The sequence below is a fragment of the Sphingomonas sp. Leaf28 genome (genome assembly GCF_001421685.1).
In the GTDB taxonomy this organism is placed as follows: domain Bacteria; phylum Pseudomonadota; class Alphaproteobacteria; order Sphingomonadales; family Sphingomonadaceae; genus Sphingomonas; species Sphingomonas aurantiaca.
This window is the reverse complement of the sequence record NZ_LMKX01000007.1, coordinates 471,714-495,810: the sequence shown is the minus strand read 5'-3', so window position 1 is coordinate 495,810 and position 24,097 is coordinate 471,714. Positions and strand designations below refer to the sequence as shown.

Here is a 24,097-nt window from a genome sequence, read left to right as displayed (position 1 = left end):
CATGGCAGCGTTGGGCATTACCTTGGCGGTCGCGGTCGCGCGCCTCGAACAGTATCTTGCCGCCGAGGCAAAGGTGCTGGGGAGCCAGTCCTATGAGATGGGCGACCGCAAGCTGACGCGCGCCGATCTGAAGGAAATCCGCGAGGGTCTCGTTTACTGGCAGCGTCACGTCGATCGCCTGAACCCGAACCCGCCCCCCGCGCGCGCCGTTGGCCGCGTCCGCGGCGGCTCCTATCGGATGCGCTGACGTGAAATTCCGCGTTCAGCCTAATCTGATCGATCGCGCGATCGCCGTAGTGAACCCGGCGGCGGCCGAGGCGCGTATCAACGCCCGCACGCGTATGGCGGCGAGCGCATCTGTCTTCGGAGGCGCCGGCGGGTACCGCGGTGCGCAACCAGACCGCGGCAAGCGCCGCGGCTGGTTTGCCCGGGCGCGATCAGCCAACGCGGACAACCTACCGGGTTCGGAGCGACTGCGCGCCGAGCAGCGCGACGCCGCGATGAACCAGCCAATCGCCACCGCGGCGATCCACCGGAAGGTCACGTTCACTATCGGCACCGGGTTGATGGCGATTCCCGCCATCAACGGTACCGTGCTGGGCCTGTCAGCGGATGAGCAGGAAGCGTGGGAACAGCGCATCGCGACGGATTACGATGCGTATATGTCGTCGAAGGACGTCGACGCGTCGCGCCAGGCAACCGGCTACGGTGTCCAAGCGATCGTTGAACGCGGCACGGTGACGTCCGGCGACATGCTCGCGTTGCGCGTGATGCCCGACAACCAGCCCGGCCGGGTGACGTTGACCGCGTGGCAGCTGGTCGAAGCCGATCGGTTGCGCAACCCGCCCACCGTCGCAGACGGCGCGGTCGATCCGCGCACTGGCAATGTCATCGCTGGTGGCGTGGAGGTCGATCAGCACTGGAACCCGGTCGCTTATCATATCCTCAAGCAGCACCCCGGTGATCTGCAGTTGATCAGCGCTGCCGCTCAGGTGCCGGAGCGGATCGAGGCATGGGATACTGATCTAAACCTTCCGCGTGTCGTGCACGTCTACAAGAAGGAACGCGCCGAACAGGTCCGCGGCGTCGGCATGCTCGCCACGGTCCTCGAGCCGCTTAAGATGGTGTCGGATCTGTCTGACGCCGAGTTGTTCGCGTCGGTGATGTCGGCGATGATTGCCGTCGTCTATAAATCGCCTGGCGCGACGCCAATGCCCGAGCCGGATTACGGTGACGAGGGCGACGGCGTAGAGCCAGGCGAAGGCGCCACCGGCCCAGCATACGACATTCCGCCCTCGGCGCCCCAGTACAAGTTCGAGTCTGGCTCGGTCATGGAGATCGACAGCGAGGCCGAGGTCGAAATCAAGTCACCAGGCCGGCCAAACTCCGCGTTCAACCCGTTCTTCGAAGCGATCGTGCGGCAGATCGGTGCGGCGATCGGCGTGCCTTCCGGCATCCTGATGCTGATGTTTAACTCCAGCTACACCGCCAGCAAGGCGGAGCTAGAGGCGATGTACCTCGACATCCGCGCCGAGCGCGCGTGGTTCGGCGGCGACTGGTGCGTGCCGACGTACATCTGCTTCATCGCCGAGAAGGTAGCGCGCGGCGACTACGCCATGCCCGGCTTCTTCCGCGACCTCGCGATCCGCGCCGCTTGGACCGGCGTCGACTGGCGCGGTGATGGCAAGATCGCGCTGAACATGGCGCAGGAGGCCAACGGTTACAAAATCCGCCAGGACAATGGCTGGCAGACCGGCGAAGAGATCACCGCCGAGCTGACCGGCGGCAGCTACCGCCAGAACGTCCGCCGCCGCGGCCGTGAGCATCGCGCCTGGAAGGCCGAGGGTCTCCCCGTGGCGGTCTCGCCCGGCACGCCTGCGGGCAACGTCGATGACGGCAACGACGTCGAGCCCCCTAAGAAGAAAGAGGACGTCAAGGATGCTTGAGACCTTCGGCGCCCGCACTCTGTGGGCCATGCACCCCGACGCGCTCGGCGACCTGCTGAAGCGCGGGTCGATCGACGCGATGTTACCCGACGCGCTGAAGGCGCTGGCTGCGTTCGGCGGCGGCGCGGTGGCAGCGAAGCCGGCAGACCCAGTACGCGACGGCGCCACCGTCATCATCCCTCTCAACGGTCCGCTGTCGCCGAAGGGCAGTTACGGCGGCACGTCGACGGAGCGGTTCGCCAACCAAATGCGCGAGCTCGGCGCAGATACGTCGGTCGGCGCGATCGTCATCGCGGCCATGAGCCCTGGCGGCCTCGTCTACGGCACCGCCGAAGCCGGCGATGCGGTTTACGAGGTTCGCCAGAGCAAGCCGGTGATCGCGGTCGCTAGCCCGTATTCCTATTCCGCGTCGCATTGGATCTGCACGCAGGGCACCGCCTATTACGCCTCGACCAGCGGCGGCGTCGGGTCAGTCGGCGTTCGTGGCGGCCATGTCGACATGTCCGGTTTCGAGGACAAGATCGGCATGAAGACCACGCTGATCGCGTCCGACCCCGAAAAGATCGCCGGACATCCTTATGCGCCGCTCACGGACGAAGATCGCGCCGAGATGCAGGCAGAGATCGACGAAATGAACGAGGCTTTTATCGCGGCGATCGCGCGCGGGCGCGGCATCGATGCGTCGGCTGTTCCGGGGATTCACGGCTCCGGCCGCACCTTCCCAGCTGCGCGCGCCGCAACGCTCGGCGTGACCGACGGCGTGATGACGCTGCGCGATGTCGTAGGCAAACTAAGTTCGAGCCGCGCGCGTCTGGCGCTGATGCGCAAGCGCGCCGCCGCGATGGCCGACGCCATCTGACTTTCCGCCCACCCCGGGCGTGAACCTTGGGCCGTGAGCGCCCGCACCAATGGAGCATAATATGGACCTGGAAGCACTTCGTGCTCAGGCGCGTGCGGTCGCATCGCGCATGGAAGCCCGCATCAACACCGCGCTCAGCGCGAACCGTGACCTATCCGCCGAGGAAGAGGCGGCGAACACGGCCGACGAGAAGGAACTCGCCGACCTGAAGGACAAAATCACGGCGGCCGAAGCCGAAGGCACGGTCGAAGACGGCAAGGCCGATCCGGTCGCCGCCGCTGTCACCGCCGAGCGCGGGCGTATCCTCGCACTCGCGGACCTCTGCCCGTCGAGCATCCTCGCGACCCCGCTGCGCAACGCCATCGAGAGCGGCCAGGACGCGGGAGCGTTCGCCATCGGTCTCGCGACCGCATCGAAGAAGCGTGGTGCCTCGATCGAGGACCTGCGCGATGGCGCCGTGCAGGAAGAGCAGCTGCCCACCGCTGGCAAAGGCGCTCCGAAGGGCAAGGCGAAGACCGGCGCAGAACAGGCCGCGGGCATCCTCGGCTTCGCGGCCTCCGTTGGCGTCGCCGCCGCGCGTCATCTCAAGCCCGCCAGCTGATCCCAGCCCTCCGCCAGCCCGCGGCCTGACGGCCGCCCAAGACAAGGATCCGCGCTATGTACTCTCGCGCAAGTTACGCCACGACCTCGTCGACGCCGTTCGTCACGTTGATCCGGTCGGGCGCCCCCAACACCAAGAAGGTCACGCTGCTCGCTGGCGCGATCTATCCCATCGGGGCCGTGCTCGGCATCGTCGATGCCACCAAGAAGGCGAATATCTCGGCCGCCGCCGCCAACGACGGCAGCCAGACCCCGCAGTACGTGCTCTCCTACACGGTCGACGCGACCGGCGGCGACGTCGAGGCCATGGCGATCGAAACCGGCGATCTGATCGGTTCGCAACTCGTGCTTGGCGCTGGTCACACGCTTGCCAGCATCCGTGCGGGATTCCGCGACAAGGGCATCACCTTCGAAGGCTGACGCCCCCTCACCCACCTTGGCGGTCCGATAGTGGTCGGGCCGCCCCTCCCCTGACTGGAAAGGCCCGACCATGGACCCACTTCTCTATTCGACCACTGCACTGATCGGCATCATTACGCCGCTCGCGGTACAGGGCAACTTCCTGCGCTCCCTCTTCTTCGGCGCAACGCCGATCGAGTTCGACGAACCGGAAGTCCTTTTCGACCGCGTGTTCGACGACAAGCGCATTGCTCCTTGGGTGAGCCCCTACTCGAAGGGCACGCCGGGCCAGGACCGTCCGTTCCAGACGGACCGGTTCGCACCCGGATACGTCAAGCCGATGGACACGATCCACGGCCACAAGCTCGCGCGTCGGCGTCCGGGCGAGCCGCTCGGCGGCGAATTCACTCTGCAGCAGCGGCGCGACCTCGCGTTCGTCGACTATCTGGCGGCGCACAAGAAGAAGATCGAACGCCGCGAAGAACAGATGGCCTCCGAGATTCTCCGCACCGGCGGCGTGATCATCGAGGGCATCGAATATCCGCGCGCGGTGGTGAGTTTCGGTCGCAAGGCTTCGCTCAGCAAGACGCTAATCGGCGGTGCGCGGTGGGGTGAAGCGGGCGTATCGCCCGTCGATAACCTTGAGGGCTGGATCCAGGAGGTCGCGGAAGAATGCGGTGCGGCTCCAAGCCATGTCGTCTTCGAAAAGGACGCCTGGGCGCTGCTGAAGGCCGATGCGAAGCTCAAGGAAAAGCTCGACACCACCTACCAGGGCAATACCAGCGCCGTGGATCTCGGCTTTAAGCCCGGTGTGCCAGGCTCGCCGGTGTTCATGGGCCGGATCGGCACCGTCGAATTGTACGTGTACAACGACACGTACGAAGACGTCGACGGAACGATCAAGAAGCTGCTGCCGCAGTACACCGTGATCATCGGTGCGCCCGGCACCTATGAAGGTACGCCCTGCTACGGTGCCATCCTCGACCCGCGCAACAACTACGGCGCCGCCCGCCTATTCTCGAAGAACTGGATCGAGGAAAACCCGGCAGGCGAATATCTGATGACGCAGTCGGCGCCTCTCTTCGTGCCGAAGCGTCCGAATGCCAGCGCCTGCATCACCGTCCGCTGAGCCTGTCGCCGGCGGCTCCAGACCGTCGGCAACCTGCCGCGATGACGCGTGCAGTTCACCCCAGAAAAGGAGGCCGCAATGGCCGATGAAACACCTCCCGCCGCCGCGAAGGCGTCCACGACCCCGACGATCGTCGAAATTCCTCGTACCGTGCACGAGCTGACTACCGGCTCGAAAGGTCAGAAGATCGATCCGGAGACGTTCCTGACGGACGACCTAGCCAAGGAACACAAGCTCGACAGCAAGGCGATCGCCGCTCTCGTCGCTACCGGCGCGGTCGAACTGGTCGACGTTCACAAGGCCTGACCTGATGCCAATGAACTTTGCCGACGACCTCGACGTGTTCTTCGATCCGGAAGAGCATGGCGAGGCGATCCGTTACAACGGCGTCGGCGGGTTCTCGGCAATTTGGAACCGCCCGACTGGCGATCTGGAGGTGAACGGGGGCAGCTTCGTCGTCGCGACCAACACCTTCATGCTGCCGATTACCCAGATCGCGCAGCCGGTCGTTGGTGACATCATCAACGTCGTGCGCCTCGACGAGAATTTCGAGATTAATGGCGAACCGCGCTTGAACGACGACGGCACTGTCTGGACCTGCGAGGTCTCGTAAGGCTCGATGCTGCGCACCTCGATCACCGGGCCGGACTTCGACAAGCTCTTCACCGGCGCCGAACAGGACGTGGCAGGTTTCATGACCGCGGCAATGGCCGACACGACCAACGACGTAAAAGAGGTCTTCCGTGCGCAGGTGCGCGCAGCTGGCCTCGGCGAGCGTCTTGCCAACGCGGTACGCGGCGTCACCTACCCGAACCGCTCAGGCCGCGTCAGCCTCGACCCGAGCGGCTGGGTCTATGCGCAGCCATCAAAGGACGGGCGCGGCGCGGCCGCCATCATCGAGAGCTATTCCACCGGCGCCAGCATCGTTGCGCGCGCCGGCAAGCGCTTCCTCGCGATCCCGACCGATGACGTGCCGATGAAGCGGTCCGGCGATACGTTGTCCCCGGACGAGGTCGAAGCCCGGTACGGCCGGAAGCTGCAGTTCATCAGCTCGGGCGACAAGGGTTTCAAGACGCCGAGCCAGCGCCACGCCGGCGTCGGATATCTGGTGCTGAAGGGACTCGTCATCCGCAAGGCAACCGGCCGGTGGCGCAATGCCACCGACCGCGAACGCGGTGGCAAGACGCGCAACCCGCGCCCTGTCCAGTCGGTGATCATGTTCACCCTCGTTCGCGCGGTGAAGAAGCCGAAGTCGATCGACCTGTCGGTACCCGCCGAAGTCGCCAACACCCGGTTCGAGACGAACCTCAACGCGCGCTGGAGATAGCCTTTGTCCAAGCGTCTCGACGTCCTCACCGCGGTCAAGGAATTGGCCAGGCGCGCCGCGCCGCATTCGGTCGTGCGCGGCATGACCGCCGAGGAAGCCAAGCCGACCACCGTCGATCCGCTCGGCATGGTCATCGTCCGCTCAGGCGATCCCGGCGATCCCGAAATTGATCTCTCACCGCCGACCTACTGGTGGGAACATCGTATCCCGATCGAGCTCGCCGGGTACGGCGCCGGCACGAAGAGCAGCCAGCAGGTCCTCGACGACATGCTGATGGGGTTCGACCGCGAAATCCGCGCGGATCCGACGCTCGGCGGACTTTGCAATTACCTCGACGCCGACGCGCCCAGCGACGGCGAAGTCGAGGTCCGCGGCGCTGGCGCCGTCGGCTGGGCCGACTTTGCGATCATCGCCTTCTACTCGACCAGCAGCGCGCTGGGCTGATCCTTCACCTTTCACAACAGGAGAGCGCCATGGGCCGTCCCCTTGGTATCAACACGGTGCAGAACGCCGCGTTCGAAACGTCGTACGGTGCCACCCCGGCCACCGGTTTCTTCAAGCTGCCGATGGTCAGCCATGGTCTGGGCGAGGAGCAGCCGCTCCTCGAGGACGACCAGCTCGGCTTTGGTCGGGAAGGCCTCGACCCGACCTACGACGTCATCACCAACGACGGCGACGTCGTCGTGCCGGTCGATACCAAGGCCATCGGCTTCTGGCTTCGCGCGACCTTCGGTCCGCCGGTCACGACCGGGCCGGTCAGCGGCAAGTACACCCATACGTTCAAATCGGGTGGCGGCATGATCCCGTCGCTGTCGATCGAGTATGGCAACCCGGATGGCCCGGTCTTCAGCACCAACTACGGTGCGGCCGTGAATCAGCTCAAGATCGGCATGGCGCGTTCCGGCATGTTGAACGCGTCGCTGTCGGTGATCGCCCAGGGCGAGTCGGATCCCGGCACGATCAGCATCGCCGGATCGCCGACCGCGCTGACCGGCCCGCGGTTCGCGCAGGCGACCGGCTCGGTGACTGTCGACGGTGTTACCGCGGCCGACATCCTGTCGGCGGATCTCGGCTACACCAACAACCTCGAAAAGCTCGAGGTCATCCGGGCAGACGGTCGCATCGGCGGCTTCGATCCCGGCGTCTGCCGGGCGAGCGGCACGATCACGACGCGCTTTGCGACGCTCGCGCTCTACAACAAGGCGCGCAGCAAGTTGCCGGTCGCGCTCAGCTTCGGCTGGGCAACCGATATCGCCAGCCTGGTCTTCACCCTGCCACGCGTGTTCCTGCCGAAGCCGAAGCGCTCGGTCTCGGGCCCCAAGGGCATCCAGGCCGTCTTCAACTGGCAGGCGTCGGGTGTCGCGGCCGCGCAGCTGACCGCCGTCCTGGTCAACGACGTTGCCAGCTACGCCTGATCCACGTCTCGAGGAGCATCCCATGACGATCATCACCAGCCCGGTGCCCGCACCGTCCATCATCGATCACACGACGGGCGACGATATCGCGCGCAACGTGCGCGTCGTCGACGTCGCGACCGGCGAGACGATCCCGCGCGTCATCAGCGCCGACGTCGAGGCCGGCACCGTGTCGAGCTACGCCGTCGACGAAGACGGCAACCTGGTCCGCGAGAACGACAAGTATCAGATCCTCGTCGTCGACCGCGCGATCGAGATCCAGTGGATCCTCGCGCCGGCCGGGGTCGATGTCCCTGCCGTGGACGAACCGGCGCCGGTCGGCGCGGTCGAGGTGAGCACGCCGCCTGTCGTCGCGCAGCCGGTCGAGTTCGATCCGGCAGCGGGTCGGGCCGACGCGCCCGCCGCGACGTCGGACGACGCGGACCTCGATGACGACGCGGGGGCAAACGCCTGATGTACGCGCTGAGCAAGAAGCCCGAGCCGGAATGGAAGACCCTCATCCCGGCCAATGGCGACACGCCGGCTGTGCGCGTGCTGTTCGCACCAGTCGGCGCCAAGGCGCTGCGCCTCGCGCGGCGCGCTGTCGCTGAGGTGCTGCGGTCCGGCGTTGCCGACGCCAACGAGACGGCAGGCGATGCCTTCACCGAGGCCATGCTGCGCGCCGGCATGCTCGAGTGGGAAGGCATTGGTGATGACGATCGGAATCCGATCCAGCCGACGCCCGATGTCGATATCTTCGACGGCGAGGGCAATGTTATCGGCGTCACGCCCGGCACCGTCTCGGCGTTCCTTGCCGAGCCACGCCTGGTCGAGGCGGCCGACCGCGAATATGTCCTGCCCTGGGCCCGGCGGGACGCGGAAAAAAACGGCTATGCGCTCTCGCGAAGTGGCACTTCAGCGGGGGCGACGCCGGAGCCCGGTACTGCCTGCTCTCCTGCGAAAGCGGCAAAAACGGACGATGCCGGGATGAAGAAACCGGCGCGCCCACGTGCCCGTACGAAAAGCACGAGCCGCAAACGGACGACGGCGAAGAACTCTGGGACCTGATCAGCGGGATCGGGTCGCAGGTCCGTATGATCGTCGTGCCCACCCCTGAAGGCTTCACGACCCGACCCGTCGGGCTCGACTTCACCGCCGTCATGCTCACCGGTGCCGCTGCCGGCGTCGACATGCCGATGCTCGCTGCCGTCCTGCCCCTGATCGAGGGGTCGGTGGTCAACCCGTCCGACGGTTTCGATGAAGGGGGAGACGACGATGGCGATGCGTAGTGTCGGCTTCCAGCTCGTAACCGCGGGCAAGGCGCAGGTTCGGAACGACTTTGCCGAGGTGAAGGCTGACGGCGTTGCTTCGGTGACGGCGATCGGCCTCGCCGCGGAGGCATCGGCGACGAAGGCCGGCAAGGCGGTCGACGATCTCACCGATCGCCAGATCGCCAGCTATCGCCGCCAGGCGGCCGCGGCCAAGCTGGCGGCGGCCGGCGCTGCCAACCAGGACGCGTTCAACGCGGCCTTGGCAACGCCGACGTCGCAGCAGTTTGCGACCGTCAACACCGACCGCTCGACCGGTGCGGCGCGCCGTTCCGCCGATGTGTTCGAGGCCGCGGCCCGGGACGAAGCGGACGCGGCGGCGAGGGTCGCCGAGGCGGAGCGCGTCGCCAGCCGCGCGGCCGACGAGCGTGCGGCGACGGTCGCGAAGCTGCGTGCCGCGATCGATCCGCTCTGGGCGGCCGAGCAGCGCCTCGCGGCCGAAATGGCGGACGTCGCAGTCGCGCAACAATCCGGCGTCCTGTCGACCGACCAGCTTGCCGAGGCGCAGGCGCGTGCGCGTGCCCGTTTCGATGAAACCCGGCTGTCGCTCGATGCCAACGCATCGGCACTGGCACGCTGGCAGGGGATGGCGAACGAGGCCAAGCTCGCCGCAGCTGCGGAAACCCGCCAGGGCGACTTCGATACCGCGCTCGCCAACCGCGGATCCGGATCGCAATATGCGACGGTCGACCTCGATCGGTCGACCGGCGCCGCCCGCAAGTCGGCCGAGGCGTTCGAAGAGCAGTTCCGCGCGGAGGAGGCGGCGACCGCGGCCGCGACGAAACTGCGCGCCGCGATCGATCCGCTTTGGGCGGCCGAGCAGCGCCTGGCGGCTGAGCTTGGCGAGGTAAACCTTGCCGAGAAGGCCGGTATCCTGACCGCTCGGCAGCTGGCCACCGCGCAGGACGATGCGCGCAAACGGTTCGACGACACGACGGCTGCGATCAAGCGCCAGAACGGCGAGAGCGCCGCGCTGTCGAAGAATCAGAAGCAGACGCTAATCTACACGCTGTCCGATATTGTCGGATCGTCGGCGAACGGCATCAATCCGCAGCAGCTGCTGATGCAGCAGGGTCCTCAGGTCCTTCAGTCGTTTGCTGCTGAGGAAGGCGGCCTCGCCAAGATTCGGACGCTGTTGTTCGGCGGAGAGACGATCGCGGATGGCTTCGATGCGATCGGCGACGCAGCGCGCGAATCGGCTCGCGATGTCGGCGACGGTTCGCGCGACACCGGCGGCGCCCTGGACGGGCTGAAGGACAAGGCCAAGGACGCGGCATCGTCGCTTGCCGAGGAGCATGGTGTTGCCGGCGCGACGAAGAAGGTCACCGGCCTGCTGACGCCCGCGCGCCTGGCGATGGGTGCCACCGCGATCGCCGCGGTGATCGCGGCCAAAGCCTGGCTCGACTATTCGAACAGCATCGAGAAATTCAACGCCGTCGCGCAAGGGTCGGGCCGTGTCCTCGGGTTGAACGGCAGCCAGCTCGAGGCAAATGCCGCGTCGGCCGCGAAGGCCGGCGATATGTCGGTCGCTGCCGCGCGTGAGATCGAGCTTGCCTATGTCAGCACCGGCAAGATCACCAGCGGGGTGCTGGTCGGCCTGACGGCGATGACGGAGGACTTCGCGGCCGCCACCGGTACCGACGCCAAGGCCGCGGCTGCAACCCTTGGCGCCGCCTTTGCCGATCCGATCAATGGCGCCGAAGAGCTTGCCGTCAAATATGGCGCCGTGAGCCTCGCCACGGCCGACTATATCGCGAAGCTTGTCGAGCAGGGCGACATGGTCGGCGCGCAGCGCGTGTTGCTGGAATCGTTGCAGCCGGCATTCGACGGTGCGGCCGATCACGCCAACGTGCTCGCCCAGGGCTGGGACAACATCAAGAATGCCGCGTCCGGCGCCTGGGAATGGATGGGCAAGGCGCTCGACCGCATGGCGACGGGCGGCGCGATCCAGGACAAGATCCGGGACCTCGAGCAGCAGCGCGATCGCGGGCCGACCGTCGGCCAGATGCTCATGGGGACGAGCCGCGATGAATATCGTGCGGGCATCGACAAGCAGATCAGCGCTCTTCGTTTCGAGGCCCAGCAGGACGTAGCGCGGGCCGATCGGGCAAAGGCAAACGCAACCCGGGCGGCGGGGCAGCAGGTCGTCGATCGCTACACTGGTGCGGATCAACTGGGCGGCTATCAGTCCGCGGCAGGCAAGCTCCGGGCGGCGCTCAAGACCGACATGCCGCCCGAGGATCGCAAGGCCCTTACGGAGACGCGGAGCGCATATACGCACGCGATCGACACCTTCATCCCCCGCCAGGAGAAGGCCAACCAGCTCGCGGCCCTCGATGCGCGGATCGCTGCAACCAAATCGCCATCGGCCAAGGCGGCGCTGGCGACCGAGCGCGCACGGCTTGAGATGTCCGGCCAGGTCATCGACAGATCGTCGGCCGAGACCATGGCGCTGTCGCGCGGCGATCGCGCTCGCGCGCAGGCCACCGGATCCGGCAACAAGCATGCCGAGTCGCTCGCCCGGCAAGCGGCATCGATGGAAGTCAGCGCGGCAGCCGCGCTCGACGTCGCCGACGCCTATCTGAAGAGCAGCGCGGCCGGCATGGTAGCCGAGGCGCGGCGGAAGGCATCGACCGATGCCACCCGTAAAGGCATCGACGTCGACGCGCAGATGCGCCGTCAGCTCAATCTTTCGATCTCCGACGGCGTGGCGAGCGCGACGAAGACGATCGCCGGTCTTCGGGACGAGACGGCTGCACGCAAGGCGGCGAACGATAACGTCGCTGCCGGCACGCTGACCGTCGAGCAGATGAACCAGGCGCTGTCGGACGAGACCGCTCTTCGTCCGTTGCTCGCGGCCGCGACGATCGCGCAGGGGCAGGGCATGACGGCCGCGTATGACGGCATCATGCGCGCGGTCGCCGCCTACCGCAGTGCGCTTGCCGATGCCCATGCCGAGGAGGCGCGCAGCGGTGCAGGCGAGGCGATCAGCGCGTCGCGTCGCACCGTTGCCGAGCTGCGCGCATCGATCCTCGGCATGAGCGGTACGCCGCTCGAGCAGTCGATCGCGGCCGCGCGGCGCGCGGCGGAGCAGGAGGCCGACACCAAGCGCTATGTCGGCGATGATCGTAATACGTTCGTCGATACCAAGGTGGACGAGGCGCGCGCCGCCTATGCGCAGTCGCAGGCTTCGTACATTCTCGACGCTCTGCGCGGTCAGCAGGACTCGCTTGCGCTGTCGGAGCGTGAGCTGCAGCTGGCCGGTGCCAGTGACAGCACGCGCGACACCGAACTCGAGAAGCTGCGTCTGGCGTTGCAGATCCGCCGCCAGTTCCCGGACATGGCGGCCGCGGACGTCGCGCAGATCATGTCGGGCGTCGACGCGCAGCAGGCGGTCAACGAAAAGCTGAAAGTCACCGCGGCCGCGCTCGGCGAGGTCCGGGGCTATGGCAACGAGTTCGTCGATGAGGTGCTGAGCGAGGACACCTGGTCGAGCTGGGGCAACGCCGGCAAGACCATGCTCAACAGCCTGAAAAGCGAATTCATCAAACTCGCGCTGCTCAATCCGCTGAAGAACCTGATCAACGGCAACAGCAACCTCCCGACCCTGACCAGTGCGCTCGGCAACATCGCCGGGCTATTCGGTGGAAAGGGTGCCACCGTCAGCGCCTCCACCATCGGCCCGCCGGGAAATGCCACGGGTACCGAGTCATTCTCGGGCGGCCTGACCTACGTGCACGAGAATGGCGGCGAGATCATGGATCTGCCGACCGGCACGCGGATCTACCCGGCCGCGGAAAGCCGTCGGATGATGCAGGCCGCCAACGATACCGGCGGCGGTGGCATGCGGGTGGCGATCGATCTCAACACCGACCTGTTCACCGCGACAGTGTCGAGCGCGGCCGACCAGCGCATCGGTGCCGCAGCGCCTGGCATTGCCGCGGGCGGTGCGCAGCTCGGCAAGATGGAAATGACCAAGGCGCGGCGCCGCCAGCTCGGGAGGCGCTGATGACGATCTATCTGCCGGCGACCCCGCTGCCCAAGTCCGCCTCGCCAGCACCGATCATCTTCGGCGGTTGGCAGACCCCGCCGACGGGCGGCGTCGAGCAGTGGCTCGGCTTCATGGGGTCGCGCCTGTCGATGGCGATCGAGACGCCGAACCTGCAGCCCGAGCCGGACGGTCGGTTGTGGACCGCGGCGCTGCTCGATGCCTGGATGACCGGTGAGACGGTGGCATGCCCGTTCCCGCAACCCGGGTTCGACGTCGGCTCGCCCGGCCGTATCGTGGTCGATGGCGTCGGGCAGTCCGGCATGGTGCTCAACGTGCGCGGCGCGACGCCGCGCTACGTCTTCAACCGGCGGCAGTTCTTCTCGCTCCGGCACGGCGGGCGGCGCTACCTCCACTATGTCCGCCAGGCGGTTCGCGCCGGCGCCGACGGCCGCGCGGCGGTGCCGCTCGGCTCGATGCTTCGCGTCCAGGTCTCGGACGGCGATGTCTGCGAGTTCGGTGTGCCAATCATCGAGGGCAAATTGTCGGGCGACGCCGACGGCTGGACGATGATCCCGGCGCGGGTGCGGGGCCTCAGCTTCACGATCAGCGAGATCGCCTGATGTCCCAGATGTCGCCGGCCATGGAGGCCGCGCTCGGCGCCGATCGCGCGATGATCTTCGGCGCGATCCGAATGGACCTGCCCGGCCGCACGGTCCGGCTCCTGGTCGGCTCCGGCTTCGTCAGGTTCTCGGTGGATGGCACGGTCGAGACGTTCACCGGCAGTGACGACGTCGTCGGCGTGTTCTCCGCGATCGACACGCTGACCGATGGCATGGGCGACGAGGCACCAGCGCTATCGCTGACCTTCATCCCGGCCAAGGATGCCGCGGCCGCGCAGCTCGCGTCGGTCGCCATGCAGGGATCGCCGGTGCGGCTCTGGCTTGGCGCGATCGATCCGATGTCCGGCCTGGTCATCGGCGACCCGCTTCTGCTGTTCAACGGCCTGCTCGACGTCGCATCGCTGAAGGTCAGCTCAACCGGCCGCACGGTGGATTACGAGATCACCTCGATCTTCGAAGACTTCTTCCTTTCCGACGACGGGGCCCGCCTGTCGGACACGTTCCACCAGTACCTCTGGCCGGACGAACTCGGGTGCGCCTTCGTCACCTACGTCGCGCAGCAAATCTATTGGGGCACCTCGAGCCCGGACGGAGTCAGGCGATGAGCGACATCATGGTGCGCCGCGTGGCGGCCGCGCAGGCGACGCTTGACGAGTTCGTCGGCAAACCTTTCCGCTGGGGACACAATGACTGCGCGCGCCTCGTAGCCGCGCACCTGCGCCGCATGGGTTACAAGGTCCGGGTTCCGTCGAAGGGCAGCTATGCGAGCCCGCGATCGGCGCTGAAGATGCTTCGAGCTCGCGGCTTCGACAGCATGGCGGCCGCGATCGACGCGGTCGGGCTGAAGCGCATCGCACCGGCCGAGGCAGTCGCCGGCGACATCGTCCAGGGCGAGTCCGGCGACGCGTTCGGCGCGCTCGGCGTCAAGCTGAGCAACGGTCGCCTGCTCGGCTACCATGAGCACGCAGCGGGCGCGGCCGTGCTCCAAGAGGTCAGCCTGCAAATCGCTTGGCGGGTCACCCCGCAATGAGCAAGTATCTCGCAACAGCCGCAATGGTGGTGGGCGGTGTCGCGCTGATCGCTACCGGCGTCGGCGCCGCTGCGACGGTGGGTTTGCTGGGGCAATATGCTGCCGCTAGCGCCACGGCCAGTTTCGTTGCGACCGCCGCCACCGTTGCAAAAGTCGCCGGCTTTGCTGCGGCCGCCCTTATGGCGACGAGTTCGCTGACCGCGGCAAAGACATCCGGCGGCGGATCTCCCGACCAGTGGAAGGCGGATCCCAACGCCGGCATCGATATCGTCCTCGGCGAAGCCTATAGCGGCGGGCACATCATCTACCGCCAGGCGTACGGCTCGAAGAACAAGTACCAGTCGATCGTCACCGAGTGGTCGATCGGCCCGGTGCAGTCGATCGACACGCTCTACGTCGACCAGATCGCCCGCGCTGTCATTGGCGATACCGTCACCGTCGGTGCCCGCGCCTATATGCACGAAGCGCGGCAGCTCGGCCGTTGCCCGGAGCCCGCGGCGCTGACGCTGAGCACCGGCCGGCCCTTCGGCTGGACCCCGCAGCACAAGCTGTCGGGCAAAGCAGCGACGATCGCGACGTTCGAATATGACGCGGACGGCAAGAACACCTTCACCTCGATGCCGACATGCGGTTGGCGCGGGAAGGGCGTGCTCTGTTACGATCCCCGCAAGGATAGCACCTACCCGGGCGGCAACGGCGCGCAGCGCGCGGACGATCAGACGACCTGGGCATGGAGCAACAACCCCTATGTCGTCGGCATCACCTGGTGCCTCGGCTGGCGGCAGAACGGAAAGCTCGTCGCCGGCGTCGGGCTTCCCGCCTCCGGCCTGATCCTCGCCCAGTTCGTCGAGGGGGCAAACGTCGCCGACATCAACGGCTGGCGCGTCGGCGGGGTCAAGTCGACGACCGACGACAAGTGGGACGTGCTGAAGGACATCCTGCAGGCGGGCGCCGGCGAGCCGCTTCGGCTCGGCGCGATGCTTGGCTGCATCGTCTCCACCCCGCGTGTCAGCCTTGCCACGATCGACCGCAATGCGTTGGCACAAGGCGATATCAGCGTCGTCGCGATGCAGGCGCGCCGCGATCGGATCAACGCGCTGGTCCCGCGCTACTGGTCCGAGGAGCTGAGCACCGACGCGGCCACCGGCACGACCACCACCACCTGGGCGGAGGTGGCGGCCGAGCCGATCATCGTCGACGCGTACGTCGCGGCCGATCGCCGCCAGGTCCGCAAGGAATCATCGTATCCGCTCGTGCAGTGCTTCGCCGGTGAGCAGCCCCACCAGGTTGCGACCCTCGCTCGCTACGATATCGAGAATGCCCGCGAGTTCGGCCCGATCACGCTGCCCCTGAAGATCCGCTGGCTGGGCTACAAACCCGGCGACGTGGTCACGCTCGATCTGCCCGAGGCCGGCTTGTACGGGCAGTCGGTGATGATCCTGACCCGCTCGCTCGATGCGGGCAGCGGCATCGTCACGATCACTGCCCGATCGGAGAACGCCGGCAAGCATGCCTTCGCACTCGGGCAGACGGCGGTGCCACCGACGTCGCCCGGGCTTCCCTCGAACGCCTGGGAGTTCGGCACGCCCGGCCTGGCGGCGGTGGAGGCGATGCTGTCGCAGCAGATCATCGCCAACAGCTATCCGGTCAACATCTCGATCACTTCGAGCGACGCGGCCGGATCCGCCTCGATCGCAATCAGCGCCCATACCCGCCGATATACCGACAAGGACGTCGCCGTCGCGGCGAAGGCGCTGAGCGGGTTGCTGAGCAACACGTCCTACTACCTCTATTACGACGACGCCGCCCGCGCCGGTGGCAACGTCGCGATCGCCGCGACCACAGATTATCCAAGCGCCTTCAACTCGGTCGGTCAGCCGGGCCGGCACTACGTCGGCTCGATCGTGACCCCCGTCACCGGCGGCGGGCAAACCGGCGGCGGTGGCGGCACGCCCCCCGGCGGTGGCGGCGGCAACAACGTCCGCCAACCCGCCAACGTCAACCAGCAGTAAATCGGAGTCCAATCGCATGGTCACCACCACCGCCACGCTGGATCTTCCGATCTGGCGCAACGACGACGTGTACGAGCTGCCGCTCCGCGTCATCGGTCCGAACCTGACTGGCGTCCCGATCCGCGCACAGATCCGCCGCGCCGGCGACGAGCCCGGACCGGCGCTCGTCTCGCTCGAGCTGGTCACGGCCGGGGAGGGCATCCGCCTTGCGTCGGTCACCTCGGTCGACGGCGTCTGGCAGAATGACCTGCGTATCCAGATCAACAAGGCCACCCGGCAGGGTCTCGGCTACGCCGGCGTGCCCGGGGCGTCGCAGACGTTGCGCTGGGGGCTGAAGATCGCCGGCATCACGCGTATCCAGGGCCGCGTCATCCTGCCGCCCCATGTGATGGACAGCGACAACGCGCCGGAGATCTTCGACGCGCCCTACAGCTTTGCCCGCCAGAGCGAGGCTCTCTCCGCGCCGATCGACGGCGCCACCCTGACGATCGCCGCCAACAATGTCGTGCAGCTCGCGATCGACGGTGCGGACCTGGTCGAGCGTGCCGCCAGCCTTTCGAAGGACTCGGCGGATCGATCGCAGGTCAACGCAGCTGCAACCGGCGTCGATGCTGGCAAGGCCGCGCTGTTCGCCAGCACGGCGCTCGCCGCTGTCGGTGGGCTGATGTACATGACGGTCGAGGCGGGCGCGGCCGCGAACCTCGACGGCAAGCCCTTCAGCGTCATGGGCGACGGGCCCAACACCTACGCGATCCTCTATTCGGTGAAGACGACCGTCTTCGACTTCCGCAACGGCGCCACGCCGGCTGGCGCTTCCGTCAAGCGCGCCGCGGGTTCTTACTCCCGGTACAAGCGGCTCGAATATACCGACTTCGATTTCACCGCAGGTGTTTTGCCCGCCGGTGTGACAGTGCAGCGCGCGGCGGGGCCCTGGTCTCGGCGATCGCAGACCGGCGCGCTGGAACTGGGCACCGCGGCGAACGTCCCGCGCTTCGACTACGATCCGCCGGTGAACGGGGCTGCGGCTGTTTGCCGCGGACTCATGCTCGAGCCGGCTCGCACGAACTATTTTCAAAACTCGGACACGCTGACCGGTCGCGCCAGTAGCGGCACGATTACCTATTCGGCCGGTCGAACCTCGCCGACCGGTGCGCAGGCTGCGCGCATTGCGTTCGGCGACAATGCCGTGATCGCTCCGCTGGCCAACACGGTGATCACCGCCGGCCAGGCGTGGACGGCATCGATCTATTCGGTGGCTGATGCTGCGACGACGATCAACTTCGGCACCAACGGTCTCACTGCTGCCGGCAATAATAAGGGCGTAGTTGCCGCCGTCGACGTGGCATGGTCTCGCCTGACCTATACCAACACGCCGGCTACCGCAGACACCGGGACGTATATCTCGTTCGGCACCGGTGGTGTTGGTACGGGCACGGGCGGCTCGCTCACTGCCAGGACGGTTGAGGCATCGGGCATCCAGATGGAGCTTGGTGCGACGGCATCGTCGTACATTCCGACGACGACGACGGCCGCTACCAGGCCTGCGGAAACGATCAGCATTGCCGTCCCTGGAATGGCTGACGGGTCCTATGTTTGCAGTTTGTTTTACGCTCCGGGATCGTATGGCGGCACGGCTTCAGACGTAAGTCTGGGTCGAGTTGTCAGCGGCGTGATGACGGTATCGGTTCCTGATTCGCAGCGGCCCGGCGTTGTTCAGACGCTGCGAGTAGCGAGCTTGCCGAGCAGCATCATGGAATTCGGTACTGCGGCCGACACGCCGCGGTTCGACTATGATCCTGCGACCGGCGCATCGCGCGGCGTGCTGATCGAGCCTGCGAGCACCAACCTTCAGGTCGGTTCCGGTGTAATCAATACGCCAAACTTCCGCATCTATGGCACGCGGTCGTCGGGCTCTCCCGGTCCAGACGGCCTGGCGTCCAACCGCTTCGGCCGTAGTTCCTCCCGTACGGACGGCGCGGCATTCGATCAGTATCCGAGCGACTATGGCTCGGGGAACAACGTACCCCGGACGTTCAGCGCTTTCGTCAAAAACTTTGACGCTGCAACCATCTCACTTTTCGAAGTCACCGCGGCACGATCGGTTATTTTGAACACCGCAACTGGGGCGCTTACCTCTACGAATGGCGCGGTCGGCACTGTTGCGATCGCTCCTCGCGGAACGTCGCGGCTCTCCCTGGCCGGCGTAAAAGCCAATCAATACGGCTATTATTTTGGCCGCATTGATCAAGCATCTACGACGTCGACCGCAACGGCCGAGTTCTCGTATGTGCAGCTCGAAGCGGGGTTACGTGCGACAACGTATATCCCGACGACGACGGCCGCGGCGACGCGCCCCCTCGAGACGTTGACGTTACAAGGGGGCAGCGGACTCTACCGTGTCACCTTCGACGATGGATCGACGCAGGATCTGAACCTGATCGCGGTCGATGGCGTCGTCAGCATCCCCGGCAGTACGCTCAATCGTTACAACGTGCTGACCGTGGCGGGCATGGTTCCGGTTGAGGGGGCGCGCTATGTCGGCAAGCCCGTCGTCGACCAGGCGCTGAGCGCGAACAGCTATACCAGCCTGGCGGCGTTTAAGGCTTCGGACATCGGCCGCCAGACCGCGGGCCTCGTCGGCGTGCCGAACATCCTCGACGGCCGGTTCAACTGGAAGACCGGCGACTTCACCGGCAAGGCCGACGACGTCAACATCATCGCCGGCACGGTGGCTCTGACGGTCGGCGCGTGGGTCCGCCAGATCGAGGCGGCCGCTCGCCCCAGCACGGGCACGGCGTTCTCGCTCGTCACCGCCGCGGCGGTCACCGGCGGCGTCGTGTTGCAGCCTAGGGGCTACGCGCTGGGCGGCACCGCGAACTTCAGCGACGGCGCGACGATTCAAGGTACGCGCGGCTCGCGCGGTGCGGCGTCATTCGAAGGCGCCGGCGATGCACCCGCCCTGATGTGGTCCGCAATGGGTGGCGGCGATGACCGCAACGGCCCGCTGCTGACGAACTTCACCGTGTACAATCTGCAGGGCATCGCGATCGGCGATCGGTCGTCGCCGGTCACCGAAGCCGGGGGGCAGACGGTCTTCCATTACACCAACATGGAACGGCTGAATGTCATCGACTCGGTCGGGGGCGGCGCGCGCAACGACAACTCGGTCGGCGTGTCGATCACCAAGGGGTTCAACAGCCAGCTCACCCTGTCCGAGGTGCTGGGTTACCGAATTGGCGTGCTCCTGAACGGGTCCGACATCTGCGTCGTGGCGGGCAACCGGATCTACAATTGGGAGCGGTACGGCATCCTCGAAACGTCGGCCCTGACGTTCGGATCGCAGAACACGATCCGCGAGAACGATATCCTCGGGTCGCCCAAGGTGGCGAACGGCGCTTCGTACAAATCGACGGGCCGGCATATCAGCCTGTTCAACAACTACTTCGAGCCCCAGGGCGGGATGGCGGCCGGCGCGGGCTTCATCGACATCTCGCCGCTCGGGATCCCGAGCTATGGCGGCAATTCGCCTGGTGCGACGCTCTCGATCTGGATCGACGCGAACCGGGTCGATAGCCAGGGCCTCGGCTCGTACGTCCATCGGATCGATCCGGCCGAGGCGCGGACGATCGTCGTGCGCGGCCGGCAGACCTCCGATGGATCCAATGCGCCATCGCTGTTCATCAATGCGGCGGGCACGCGGACTGACACCATCCCGATCCATGTCGGGGTCCGTCAGCGTCAGATGGAAGTGTTCGAGACGACGTTCGGGCCGATGTGGCACGGGCATCGTGACGAGCCGGAGGTGTCGCTTCAGGGCGGACGTTTCACCGTCACGGCTCGCAACAAGGGCGCCTTGCCCGCCAGCACGATCGTCACCGGGCGAACCGCCTTCGTGCGGCACCAGGGGGATTTTCTCATCATCCCGCCCGGAATGCCCGACCAGCCGATCCCGATCTTCCCGGGCTACGGCTCGAATAACTATTTCGGCGAGGCGGCGAACTTCAAGGTGACGGTAGTCGCGCGTTCGACCGAGGCCGGAGACACGATCTCGTTGCAGCAGGCGGGACTGGATGCGTCCGGCAATGGGTTCGGCACCGGGTTCGAGACCAAGCCGATCACCAAGACCTTCCGCTCGTACAGCTTCGTCGTGCCGGGCCGCGCCGCCAATTTCCAGGCGCTCGGGCTGCATATCAAATCGCAGACGTCGATCGGCACGATCTTCTTTTATGTCTTTTGGGAGGAACTGGTATGACCTTGAAGTCGTGCCCCGGGTGCGGGTCGGCGAATGTCGATCCTGCTGGTCACTCGATCACCATTGAAATTCCGGAAGGCGAATTGATCGCCGGCGCGACCAGCACCGTTCGTGGCCCTCTGTGCCTCGACTGCGGTTTTTGGTCGGCGCGCGGTGATCGGACCGATGCCGAGAACGTCGCCGGGTGGAACAAGCTGGAGCGAGTGCCACTACAGCCCGACTAGAGCCGACCGCTCACACACCAAATTCTTCGATAGGAATACGATGATCAACAAGGCGATCGCTGCCAACTCGGCCGCGGGAAAGGATGACGCATGACTGCGACAGCCACTAGTAACTACATCGGGGAGGCGATGCGAACGACCGCGGCGCTTGCCCCTCCCTCCCTTGCGGACAATCCCGGCCTGCTCGCCTGGAACCTGTTCGTCATGACCGCGGCGTTCTGCCTCGGCTTGATGATGGCAGGTCGGCAGGGACGCCGCCTATGGGCGGCGAGGAACATCGATCACCCGCTGGACCCTGTATCCGTATACCGGACTATCATCTTCCTTGCTGGATGCGCGATCGCCAGCCGGGGCGGCGCGGAGGCGGTCAGCCTGTGGTCGTGGAGCTCGGGCGATGCTGTCACGATCGAGCGCATCGCGGAACTGAAGCGCTGGCTCGATCCACTGTCGATCGCCTGCGGGTTCACCTGGATGGCATTGCACATGCTCGCCGAGCCAATGATTGAGCACCAGCTGCGCAAGGCCCCCCTGCCCGTCGATATGTGGTCGAGGTGGCCCGAGCTACGGCGTCCGGCTGCGGTGCTCGTCGTCAGCCTCTTGATGGCGGCAGCGGCCGTTGGTCTGCGGTGATTAAGGAGGCGGTCGCATCGTCCGCTCCCGTTGCCACCATCCCCGTCATCTGGTCGGTGCTGGGGTATAGCTTCCCGGCTGGCTCGATGTGCGTGGGCCTCTTCACATGCTTCATGGTTCGCCTGTTCATCACCCTGGACGCAACCGGTCCGAAGCGCTGGCTTCTCGACGGGATCGTCACCGGTCTTTCCATGGTGATCACGGCGGTCTGGATCGTTGAGCATCAGGTCGATTTGTTCGCCGCGCTCGGGACCGGAGGCATGACCGGAGCGGTAGGCGCGGGCGTCATCACATTCTTCAAGCGACGCGGTCAGAGCGCGATCGACGCATTGGACGCCGCGCTACCCGGCAAATCGACAGTGCCACCCGAGATGACGGCTACGCTTCGCGAGATTGATAAACACGGGTGAAAAGGACGCTCCCGCCTCGTCTTTTGCGGAGACATCAAGGCGAGCGTGAGAGCGTCCGGCGTGAGGGCGACACCTCAAAATCTGCCTGATCGCCTAAAATTAAAATCAGAATAACGGCCCGCTCACGGTGCACCAGTGAGCAGGCCGGCCAGTCACTCTTTCCGGAAGTAGGCTAGCCGCGGCAGAACGCAGCATCGTGGATCTGGTTGCGGGGTAACGGCCCGCCTCAGTTACTGTCATGAGACCAAGGCGGACCGGCCGGGATGCGTTGGAAGGGTTTCCCGGCGCGTAGATAACGCATCGACAGAAATCAGTTCCCGAGAGGCACGCCGATGGCGTGGGGCCATCGGCGCGCCGAGCAGAGCGCGGGGAGCTTAATCTGCTCAAGTTTCCTCTGCCACATCAACTGGAGAATAGATATGACGACGGCATCAACGCCGGCGACCGCCCCTGCGCACGGGCTGGCGTCTCCGGACAAATTCTTCGCGTCGATTCGCCCGCTGTTTGGGACGATGACGCAGGCGCAGGTCGAGGGCATCCAGGCGAAGCTTGCCGCGTTCGCCTCGCAGGCCTCGCCCCTGGCGTATGTCGCGTACGGGCTCGCTACCTCGTTCCACGAAACGGGCGCCAAGATGCAGCCAGTTCCAGAGATCGGCCGCGGCCGAAACTATCCATATGGCAAGCCGGGTAAGCATAGCGGGCAGATCGCCTACGGCCGTGGCGATGTCCAGCTGACGTGGGACTATAACTACGAGCGGGCAGACAACGAGCTCGGGCTGAAGGGCGCGCTAACGTCGAACTACGATCGCGCGCTCGAGACCGAGATTTCGGCGAAGATCATGGTGCTCGGCATGACTGAGGGCTGGTTCACAGCACGGAAGTTCAGCACCTACCTGCCCGCGAAGGGGCCGGCCACCCTCGTCCAGTTCACCTCCGCGCGGCGCATTATCAACGGGATCGACCGCGCCGAGAAGGTCGCCGGTTACGCTAAGTCGTTCCAGGCTGCGTTGGTCGCTGGGGGTTGGGCCTAGCCGACCTTCCTCAATGCGTACAGCACCGTAGTATGGTGGCGCCCAAAGGCTCGCGCGATCGAGGCGATGCTGAAGCCCTCATCAGATAGGCGCTTCCACATCGCCCACCTAGCCTGAACAAGCGCGACGGTACGAGCCGTTCCCATGACGTCCGCTGGTTCGACGTCGTGGGCGGCAGCGGCTTCTGCGGCATAGCGCTTGATCCGTGAGGCGGACGGTGCGGGGGTGATCATAACGAATCCGTGCAAACCTGTTCTCGTTGCGTTCCTTATCTGGACGCACGCGAAAACGCGAGTCTGGTTCGCTACTGAGGCTTGGCGTCGGTGATGGCGTCGACCGCTGCAGCGACCCGGCGCCAGTCCTCGACCGCTATACGATCGCCGAGCGCGTCGCTCAGCTGGTCGATGATATATTCCGCGGTCAATTTGCCGTGCGCAGCAAGGATTGCCCCGGCCTGTATCCAGACCTCACGCTCATTCATCGGCCCGGCGCGCGCCATCAGATGTCGAGGTTACGCCGCTCAATCTCAGCGAGCAGGGCGTTGGCCTCGACGCTCTCTGGTGATCCGTTGGTCTGCTGATATGCCTCAAGCAGGCTTTGATCGTCGAGGAACTCGATGACGTCGGGATGCAGGGGCTTTTCGCTCATGGCGCTAGCCTATGCGTGAACGACCGATTCGGGCAAACGGTTCGAACATATACAATGACCGGGATGAACGGTGCAGGACGCAAACCGCAGAGTTATATATCATCTTCAAAGATTATCAGCGTGAGGGCAATTAACCCAAGGATGAAAAGCCCAAGAAAGAATTTGCGCAGGCTCCGACCACTGCTGAGCGGGCGATGGCGATGGCGATGGCGATGGCGATTCCGGTTCAAGTACCCCCCCATAGAATCGCCAACCCAAACCTAATGA

At 65.9% G+C, this 24,097-nt stretch carries 27 protein-coding genes; 24 read left to right on the top strand and 3 right to left on the bottom strand.

Annotated features, from left to right (window positions below; translation table 11 throughout):
* The first annotated feature begins 1 nt into the window (after position 1).
* From ASE79_RS08710 to ASE79_RS08595, 24 genes are all read left to right on the top strand, one after another.
* On the top strand, positions 2 to 247 hold the full coding sequence (locus tag ASE79_RS08710; RefSeq protein WP_056414785.1) for a DUF6148 family protein: 246 nt from the start codon (positions 2 to 4) through the stop codon (positions 245 to 247).
* Positions 210 to 1,946, top strand: coding sequence for a phage portal protein (locus ASE79_RS08705; protein WP_162237028.1), 1,737 nt, complete (start codon positions 210 to 212; stop codon positions 1,944 to 1,946). Before ASE79_RS08710 ends, ASE79_RS08705 begins: the two co-directional genes overlap by 38 nt.
* Positions 1,939 to 2,805: a S49 family peptidase gene (locus tag ASE79_RS08700; RefSeq protein WP_056414778.1), complete on the top strand. Its 867-nt coding sequence runs from the start codon at positions 1,939 to 1,941 to the stop codon at positions 2,803 to 2,805. Before ASE79_RS08705 ends, ASE79_RS08700 begins: the two co-directional genes overlap by 8 nt.
* 109 nt (positions 2,806 to 2,914) lie before the next feature.
* The gene (locus tag ASE79_RS08695) at positions 2,915 to 3,406 is read left to right on the top strand and encodes a hypothetical protein (RefSeq protein ID WP_162237027.1); all 492 of its coding nucleotides are present in this window, start codon (positions 2,915 to 2,917) and stop codon (positions 3,404 to 3,406) included.
* Positions 3,407 to 3,462: 56 nt separating this feature from the next.
* Positions 3,463 to 3,825: a head decoration protein gene (locus ASE79_RS08690; RefSeq protein ID WP_056414771.1), complete on the top strand. Its 363-nt coding sequence runs from the start codon at positions 3,463 to 3,465 to the stop codon at positions 3,823 to 3,825.
* A 70-nt stretch (positions 3,826 to 3,895) separates the two neighbouring features.
* A complete protein-coding gene (locus ASE79_RS08685; RefSeq protein ID WP_056414767.1) occupies positions 3,896 to 4,933 on the top strand; it encodes a major capsid protein in 1,038 nt (345 codons plus the stop codon).
* A gap of 78 nt (positions 4,934 to 5,011) precedes the next feature.
* A complete protein-coding gene (locus ASE79_RS08680) occupies positions 5,012 to 5,239 on the top strand; it encodes a hypothetical protein (protein WP_056414762.1) in 228 nt (75 codons plus the stop codon).
* Between the two features lie 4 nt (positions 5,240 to 5,243).
* Complete coding sequence (locus ASE79_RS08675; protein ID WP_156359621.1) at positions 5,244 to 5,546, top strand: head-tail joining protein; 303 nt, start codon at positions 5,244 to 5,246, stop codon at positions 5,544 to 5,546.
* Positions 5,547 to 5,552: 6 nt separating this feature from the next.
* Positions 5,553 to 6,260 carry a DUF6441 family protein gene (locus ASE79_RS08670; RefSeq protein ID WP_056414757.1) on the top strand — a complete coding sequence of 236 codons (708 nt, stop codon included), beginning with the start codon at positions 5,553 to 5,555 and terminating at the stop codon, positions 6,258 to 6,260.
* A 3-nt stretch (positions 6,261 to 6,263) separates the two neighbouring features.
* Positions 6,264 to 6,704, top strand: a complete 441-nt coding sequence (locus tag ASE79_RS08665) for a hypothetical protein (protein ID WP_056414754.1) — start codon at positions 6,264 to 6,266, stop codon at positions 6,702 to 6,704.
* 29 nt (positions 6,705 to 6,733) lie between these two features.
* The gene (locus ASE79_RS08660) at positions 6,734 to 7,675 is read left to right on the top strand and encodes a phage tail tube protein (protein ID WP_056414751.1); all 942 of its coding nucleotides are present in this window, start codon (positions 6,734 to 6,736) and stop codon (positions 7,673 to 7,675) included.
* Between the two features lie 22 nt (positions 7,676 to 7,697).
* Complete coding sequence (locus ASE79_RS08655; protein WP_056414748.1) at positions 7,698 to 8,129, top strand: hypothetical protein; 432 nt, start codon at positions 7,698 to 7,700, stop codon at positions 8,127 to 8,129.
* Positions 8,129 to 8,722: a hypothetical protein gene (locus ASE79_RS08650; RefSeq protein ID WP_056414745.1), complete on the top strand. Its 594-nt coding sequence runs from the start codon at positions 8,129 to 8,131 to the stop codon at positions 8,720 to 8,722. The genes ASE79_RS08655 and ASE79_RS08650 overlap by 1 nt, the downstream gene beginning before the upstream one ends.
* 26 nt (positions 8,723 to 8,748) lie before the next feature.
* Complete coding sequence (locus ASE79_RS08645; protein WP_056414742.1) at positions 8,749 to 8,943, top strand: hypothetical protein; 195 nt, start codon at positions 8,749 to 8,751, stop codon at positions 8,941 to 8,943.
* Complete coding sequence (locus ASE79_RS08640) at positions 8,930 to 12,991, top strand: phage tail length tape measure family protein (protein ID WP_056414739.1); 4,062 nt, start codon at positions 8,930 to 8,932, stop codon at positions 12,989 to 12,991. The genes ASE79_RS08645 and ASE79_RS08640 overlap by 14 nt, the downstream gene beginning before the upstream one ends.
* Positions 12,991 to 13,593: a hypothetical protein gene (locus tag ASE79_RS08635; protein ID WP_056414736.1), complete on the top strand. Its 603-nt coding sequence runs from the start codon at positions 12,991 to 12,993 to the stop codon at positions 13,591 to 13,593. The genes ASE79_RS08640 and ASE79_RS08635 overlap by 1 nt, the downstream gene beginning before the upstream one ends.
* Positions 13,594 to 13,613: 20 nt before the next feature.
* Positions 13,614 to 14,198 (top strand): hypothetical protein, encoded by a 585-nt coding sequence (locus tag ASE79_RS08630; protein ID WP_235516823.1) that lies wholly within the window; start codon positions 13,614 to 13,616, stop codon positions 14,196 to 14,198.
* Positions 14,195 to 14,623 (top strand): DUF6950 family protein, encoded by a 429-nt coding sequence (locus ASE79_RS08625; RefSeq protein ID WP_056414729.1) that lies wholly within the window; start codon positions 14,195 to 14,197, stop codon positions 14,621 to 14,623. The genes ASE79_RS08630 and ASE79_RS08625 overlap by 4 nt, the downstream gene beginning before the upstream one ends.
* Positions 14,620 to 16,635: a hypothetical protein gene (locus ASE79_RS08620; RefSeq protein ID WP_156359619.1), complete on the top strand. Its 2,016-nt coding sequence runs from the start codon at positions 14,620 to 14,622 to the stop codon at positions 16,633 to 16,635. The genes ASE79_RS08625 and ASE79_RS08620 overlap by 4 nt, the downstream gene beginning before the upstream one ends.
* 16 nt (positions 16,636 to 16,651) lie before the next feature.
* Positions 16,652 to 20,887, top strand: coding sequence for a right-handed parallel beta-helix repeat-containing protein (locus tag ASE79_RS08615; protein WP_056414725.1), 4,236 nt, complete (start codon positions 16,652 to 16,654; stop codon positions 20,885 to 20,887).
* The gene (locus ASE79_RS08610; RefSeq protein ID WP_056414722.1) at positions 20,884 to 21,111 is read left to right on the top strand and encodes a hypothetical protein; all 228 of its coding nucleotides are present in this window, start codon (positions 20,884 to 20,886) and stop codon (positions 21,109 to 21,111) included. The genes ASE79_RS08615 and ASE79_RS08610 overlap by 4 nt, the downstream gene beginning before the upstream one ends.
* Positions 21,112 to 21,201: 90 nt before the next feature.
* The gene (locus tag ASE79_RS08605; protein WP_056414720.1) at positions 21,202 to 21,741 is read left to right on the top strand and encodes a hypothetical protein; all 540 of its coding nucleotides are present in this window, start codon (positions 21,202 to 21,204) and stop codon (positions 21,739 to 21,741) included.
* 113 nt (positions 21,742 to 21,854) lie between these two features.
* Complete coding sequence (locus ASE79_RS08600) at positions 21,855 to 22,151, top strand: hypothetical protein (RefSeq protein WP_156359618.1); 297 nt, start codon at positions 21,855 to 21,857, stop codon at positions 22,149 to 22,151.
* A gap of 419 nt (positions 22,152 to 22,570) precedes the next feature.
* Entirely contained in the window at positions 22,571 to 23,182 is a 612-nt protein-coding gene (locus ASE79_RS08595; RefSeq protein WP_082445194.1) for a hypothetical protein, read from the top strand.
* Here ASE79_RS08595 and ASE79_RS08590 read toward each other — a convergent pair.
* The 3 genes from ASE79_RS08590 to ASE79_RS20940 form a co-directional block, all read right to left on the bottom strand.
* Positions 23,179 to 23,415, bottom strand: coding sequence for a helix-turn-helix domain-containing protein (locus ASE79_RS08590; protein WP_056414715.1), 237 nt, complete (start codon positions 23,413 to 23,415; stop codon positions 23,179 to 23,181). The genes ASE79_RS08595 and ASE79_RS08590 overlap by 4 nt on opposite strands.
* Positions 23,416 to 23,486: 71 nt before the next feature.
* Positions 23,487 to 23,681, bottom strand: coding sequence for a hypothetical protein (locus ASE79_RS08585; protein WP_056414711.1), 195 nt, complete (start codon positions 23,679 to 23,681; stop codon positions 23,487 to 23,489).
* Entirely contained in the window at positions 23,681 to 23,830 is a 150-nt protein-coding gene (locus ASE79_RS20940) for a hypothetical protein (RefSeq protein ID WP_156359617.1), read from the bottom strand. The genes ASE79_RS08585 and ASE79_RS20940 overlap by 1 nt, the downstream gene beginning before the upstream one ends.
* Positions 23,831 to 24,097 lie beyond the last annotated feature (267 nt).

Excerpts from the sequence above, each read along its gene's own strand:
- ASE79_RS08590 (WP_056414715.1), bottom strand. The coding sequence starts at position 23,415 with ATGATCACCCCCGCACCGTCCGCCTCACGGATCAAGCGCTATGCCGCA.
- ASE79_RS08675 (WP_156359621.1), top strand. The coding sequence starts at position 5,244 with ATGCCAATGAACTTTGCCGACGACCTCGACGTGTTCTTCGATCCGGAA.
- ASE79_RS08680 (WP_056414762.1), top strand. The coding sequence starts at position 5,012 with ATGGCCGATGAAACACCTCCCGCCGCCGCGAAGGCGTCCACGACCCCG.
- ASE79_RS08635 (WP_056414736.1), top strand. The coding sequence starts at position 12,991 with ATGACGATCTATCTGCCGGCGACCCCGCTGCCCAAGTCCGCCTCGCCA.
- ASE79_RS08640 (WP_056414739.1), top strand. The coding sequence starts at position 8,930 with ATGGCGATGCGTAGTGTCGGCTTCCAGCTCGTAACCGCGGGCAAGGCG.
- ASE79_RS08700 (WP_056414778.1), top strand. The coding sequence starts at position 1,939 with ATGCTTGAGACCTTCGGCGCCCGCACTCTGTGGGCCATGCACCCCGAC.
- ASE79_RS08670 (WP_056414757.1), top strand. The coding sequence starts at position 5,553 with ATGCTGCGCACCTCGATCACCGGGCCGGACTTCGACAAGCTCTTCACC.
- ASE79_RS08685 (WP_056414767.1), top strand. The coding sequence starts at position 3,896 with ATGGACCCACTTCTCTATTCGACCACTGCACTGATCGGCATCATTACG.
- ASE79_RS08605 (WP_056414720.1), top strand. The coding sequence starts at position 21,202 with ATGACTGCGACAGCCACTAGTAACTACATCGGGGAGGCGATGCGAACG.
- ASE79_RS08585 (WP_056414711.1), bottom strand. The coding sequence starts at position 23,681 with ATGGCGCGCGCCGGGCCGATGAATGAGCGTGAGGTCTGGATACAGGCC.
- ASE79_RS08630 (WP_235516823.1), top strand. The coding sequence starts at position 13,614 with ATGGAGGCCGCGCTCGGCGCCGATCGCGCGATGATCTTCGGCGCGATC.
- ASE79_RS08660 (WP_056414751.1), top strand. The coding sequence starts at position 6,734 with ATGGGCCGTCCCCTTGGTATCAACACGGTGCAGAACGCCGCGTTCGAA.
- ASE79_RS08690 (WP_056414771.1), top strand. The coding sequence starts at position 3,463 with ATGTACTCTCGCGCAAGTTACGCCACGACCTCGTCGACGCCGTTCGTC.
- ASE79_RS08650 (WP_056414745.1), top strand. The coding sequence starts at position 8,129 with ATGTACGCGCTGAGCAAGAAGCCCGAGCCGGAATGGAAGACCCTCATC.
- ASE79_RS08595 (WP_082445194.1), top strand. The coding sequence starts at position 22,571 with ATGACGACGGCATCAACGCCGGCGACCGCCCCTGCGCACGGGCTGGCG.
- ASE79_RS08625 (WP_056414729.1), top strand. The coding sequence starts at position 14,195 with ATGAGCGACATCATGGTGCGCCGCGTGGCGGCCGCGCAGGCGACGCTT.
- ASE79_RS08695 (WP_162237027.1), top strand. The coding sequence starts at position 2,915 with ATGGAAGCCCGCATCAACACCGCGCTCAGCGCGAACCGTGACCTATCC.
- ASE79_RS08600 (WP_156359618.1), top strand. The coding sequence starts at position 21,855 with ATGGTTCGCCTGTTCATCACCCTGGACGCAACCGGTCCGAAGCGCTGG.
- ASE79_RS20940 (WP_156359617.1), bottom strand. The coding sequence starts at position 23,830 with ATGAGCGAAAAGCCCCTGCATCCCGACGTCATCGAGTTCCTCGACGAT.
- ASE79_RS08645 (WP_056414742.1), top strand. The coding sequence starts at position 8,749 with ATGATCGTCGTGCCCACCCCTGAAGGCTTCACGACCCGACCCGTCGGG.
- ASE79_RS08620 (WP_156359619.1), top strand. The coding sequence starts at position 14,620 with ATGAGCAAGTATCTCGCAACAGCCGCAATGGTGGTGGGCGGTGTCGCG.
- ASE79_RS08710 (WP_056414785.1), top strand. The coding sequence starts at position 2 with ATGGCAGCGTTGGGCATTACCTTGGCGGTCGCGGTCGCGCGCCTCGAA.
- ASE79_RS08615 (WP_056414725.1), top strand. The coding sequence starts at position 16,652 with ATGGTCACCACCACCGCCACGCTGGATCTTCCGATCTGGCGCAACGAC.
- ASE79_RS08610 (WP_056414722.1), top strand. The coding sequence starts at position 20,884 with ATGACCTTGAAGTCGTGCCCCGGGTGCGGGTCGGCGAATGTCGATCCT.
- ASE79_RS08655 (WP_056414748.1), top strand. The coding sequence starts at position 7,698 with ATGACGATCATCACCAGCCCGGTGCCCGCACCGTCCATCATCGATCAC.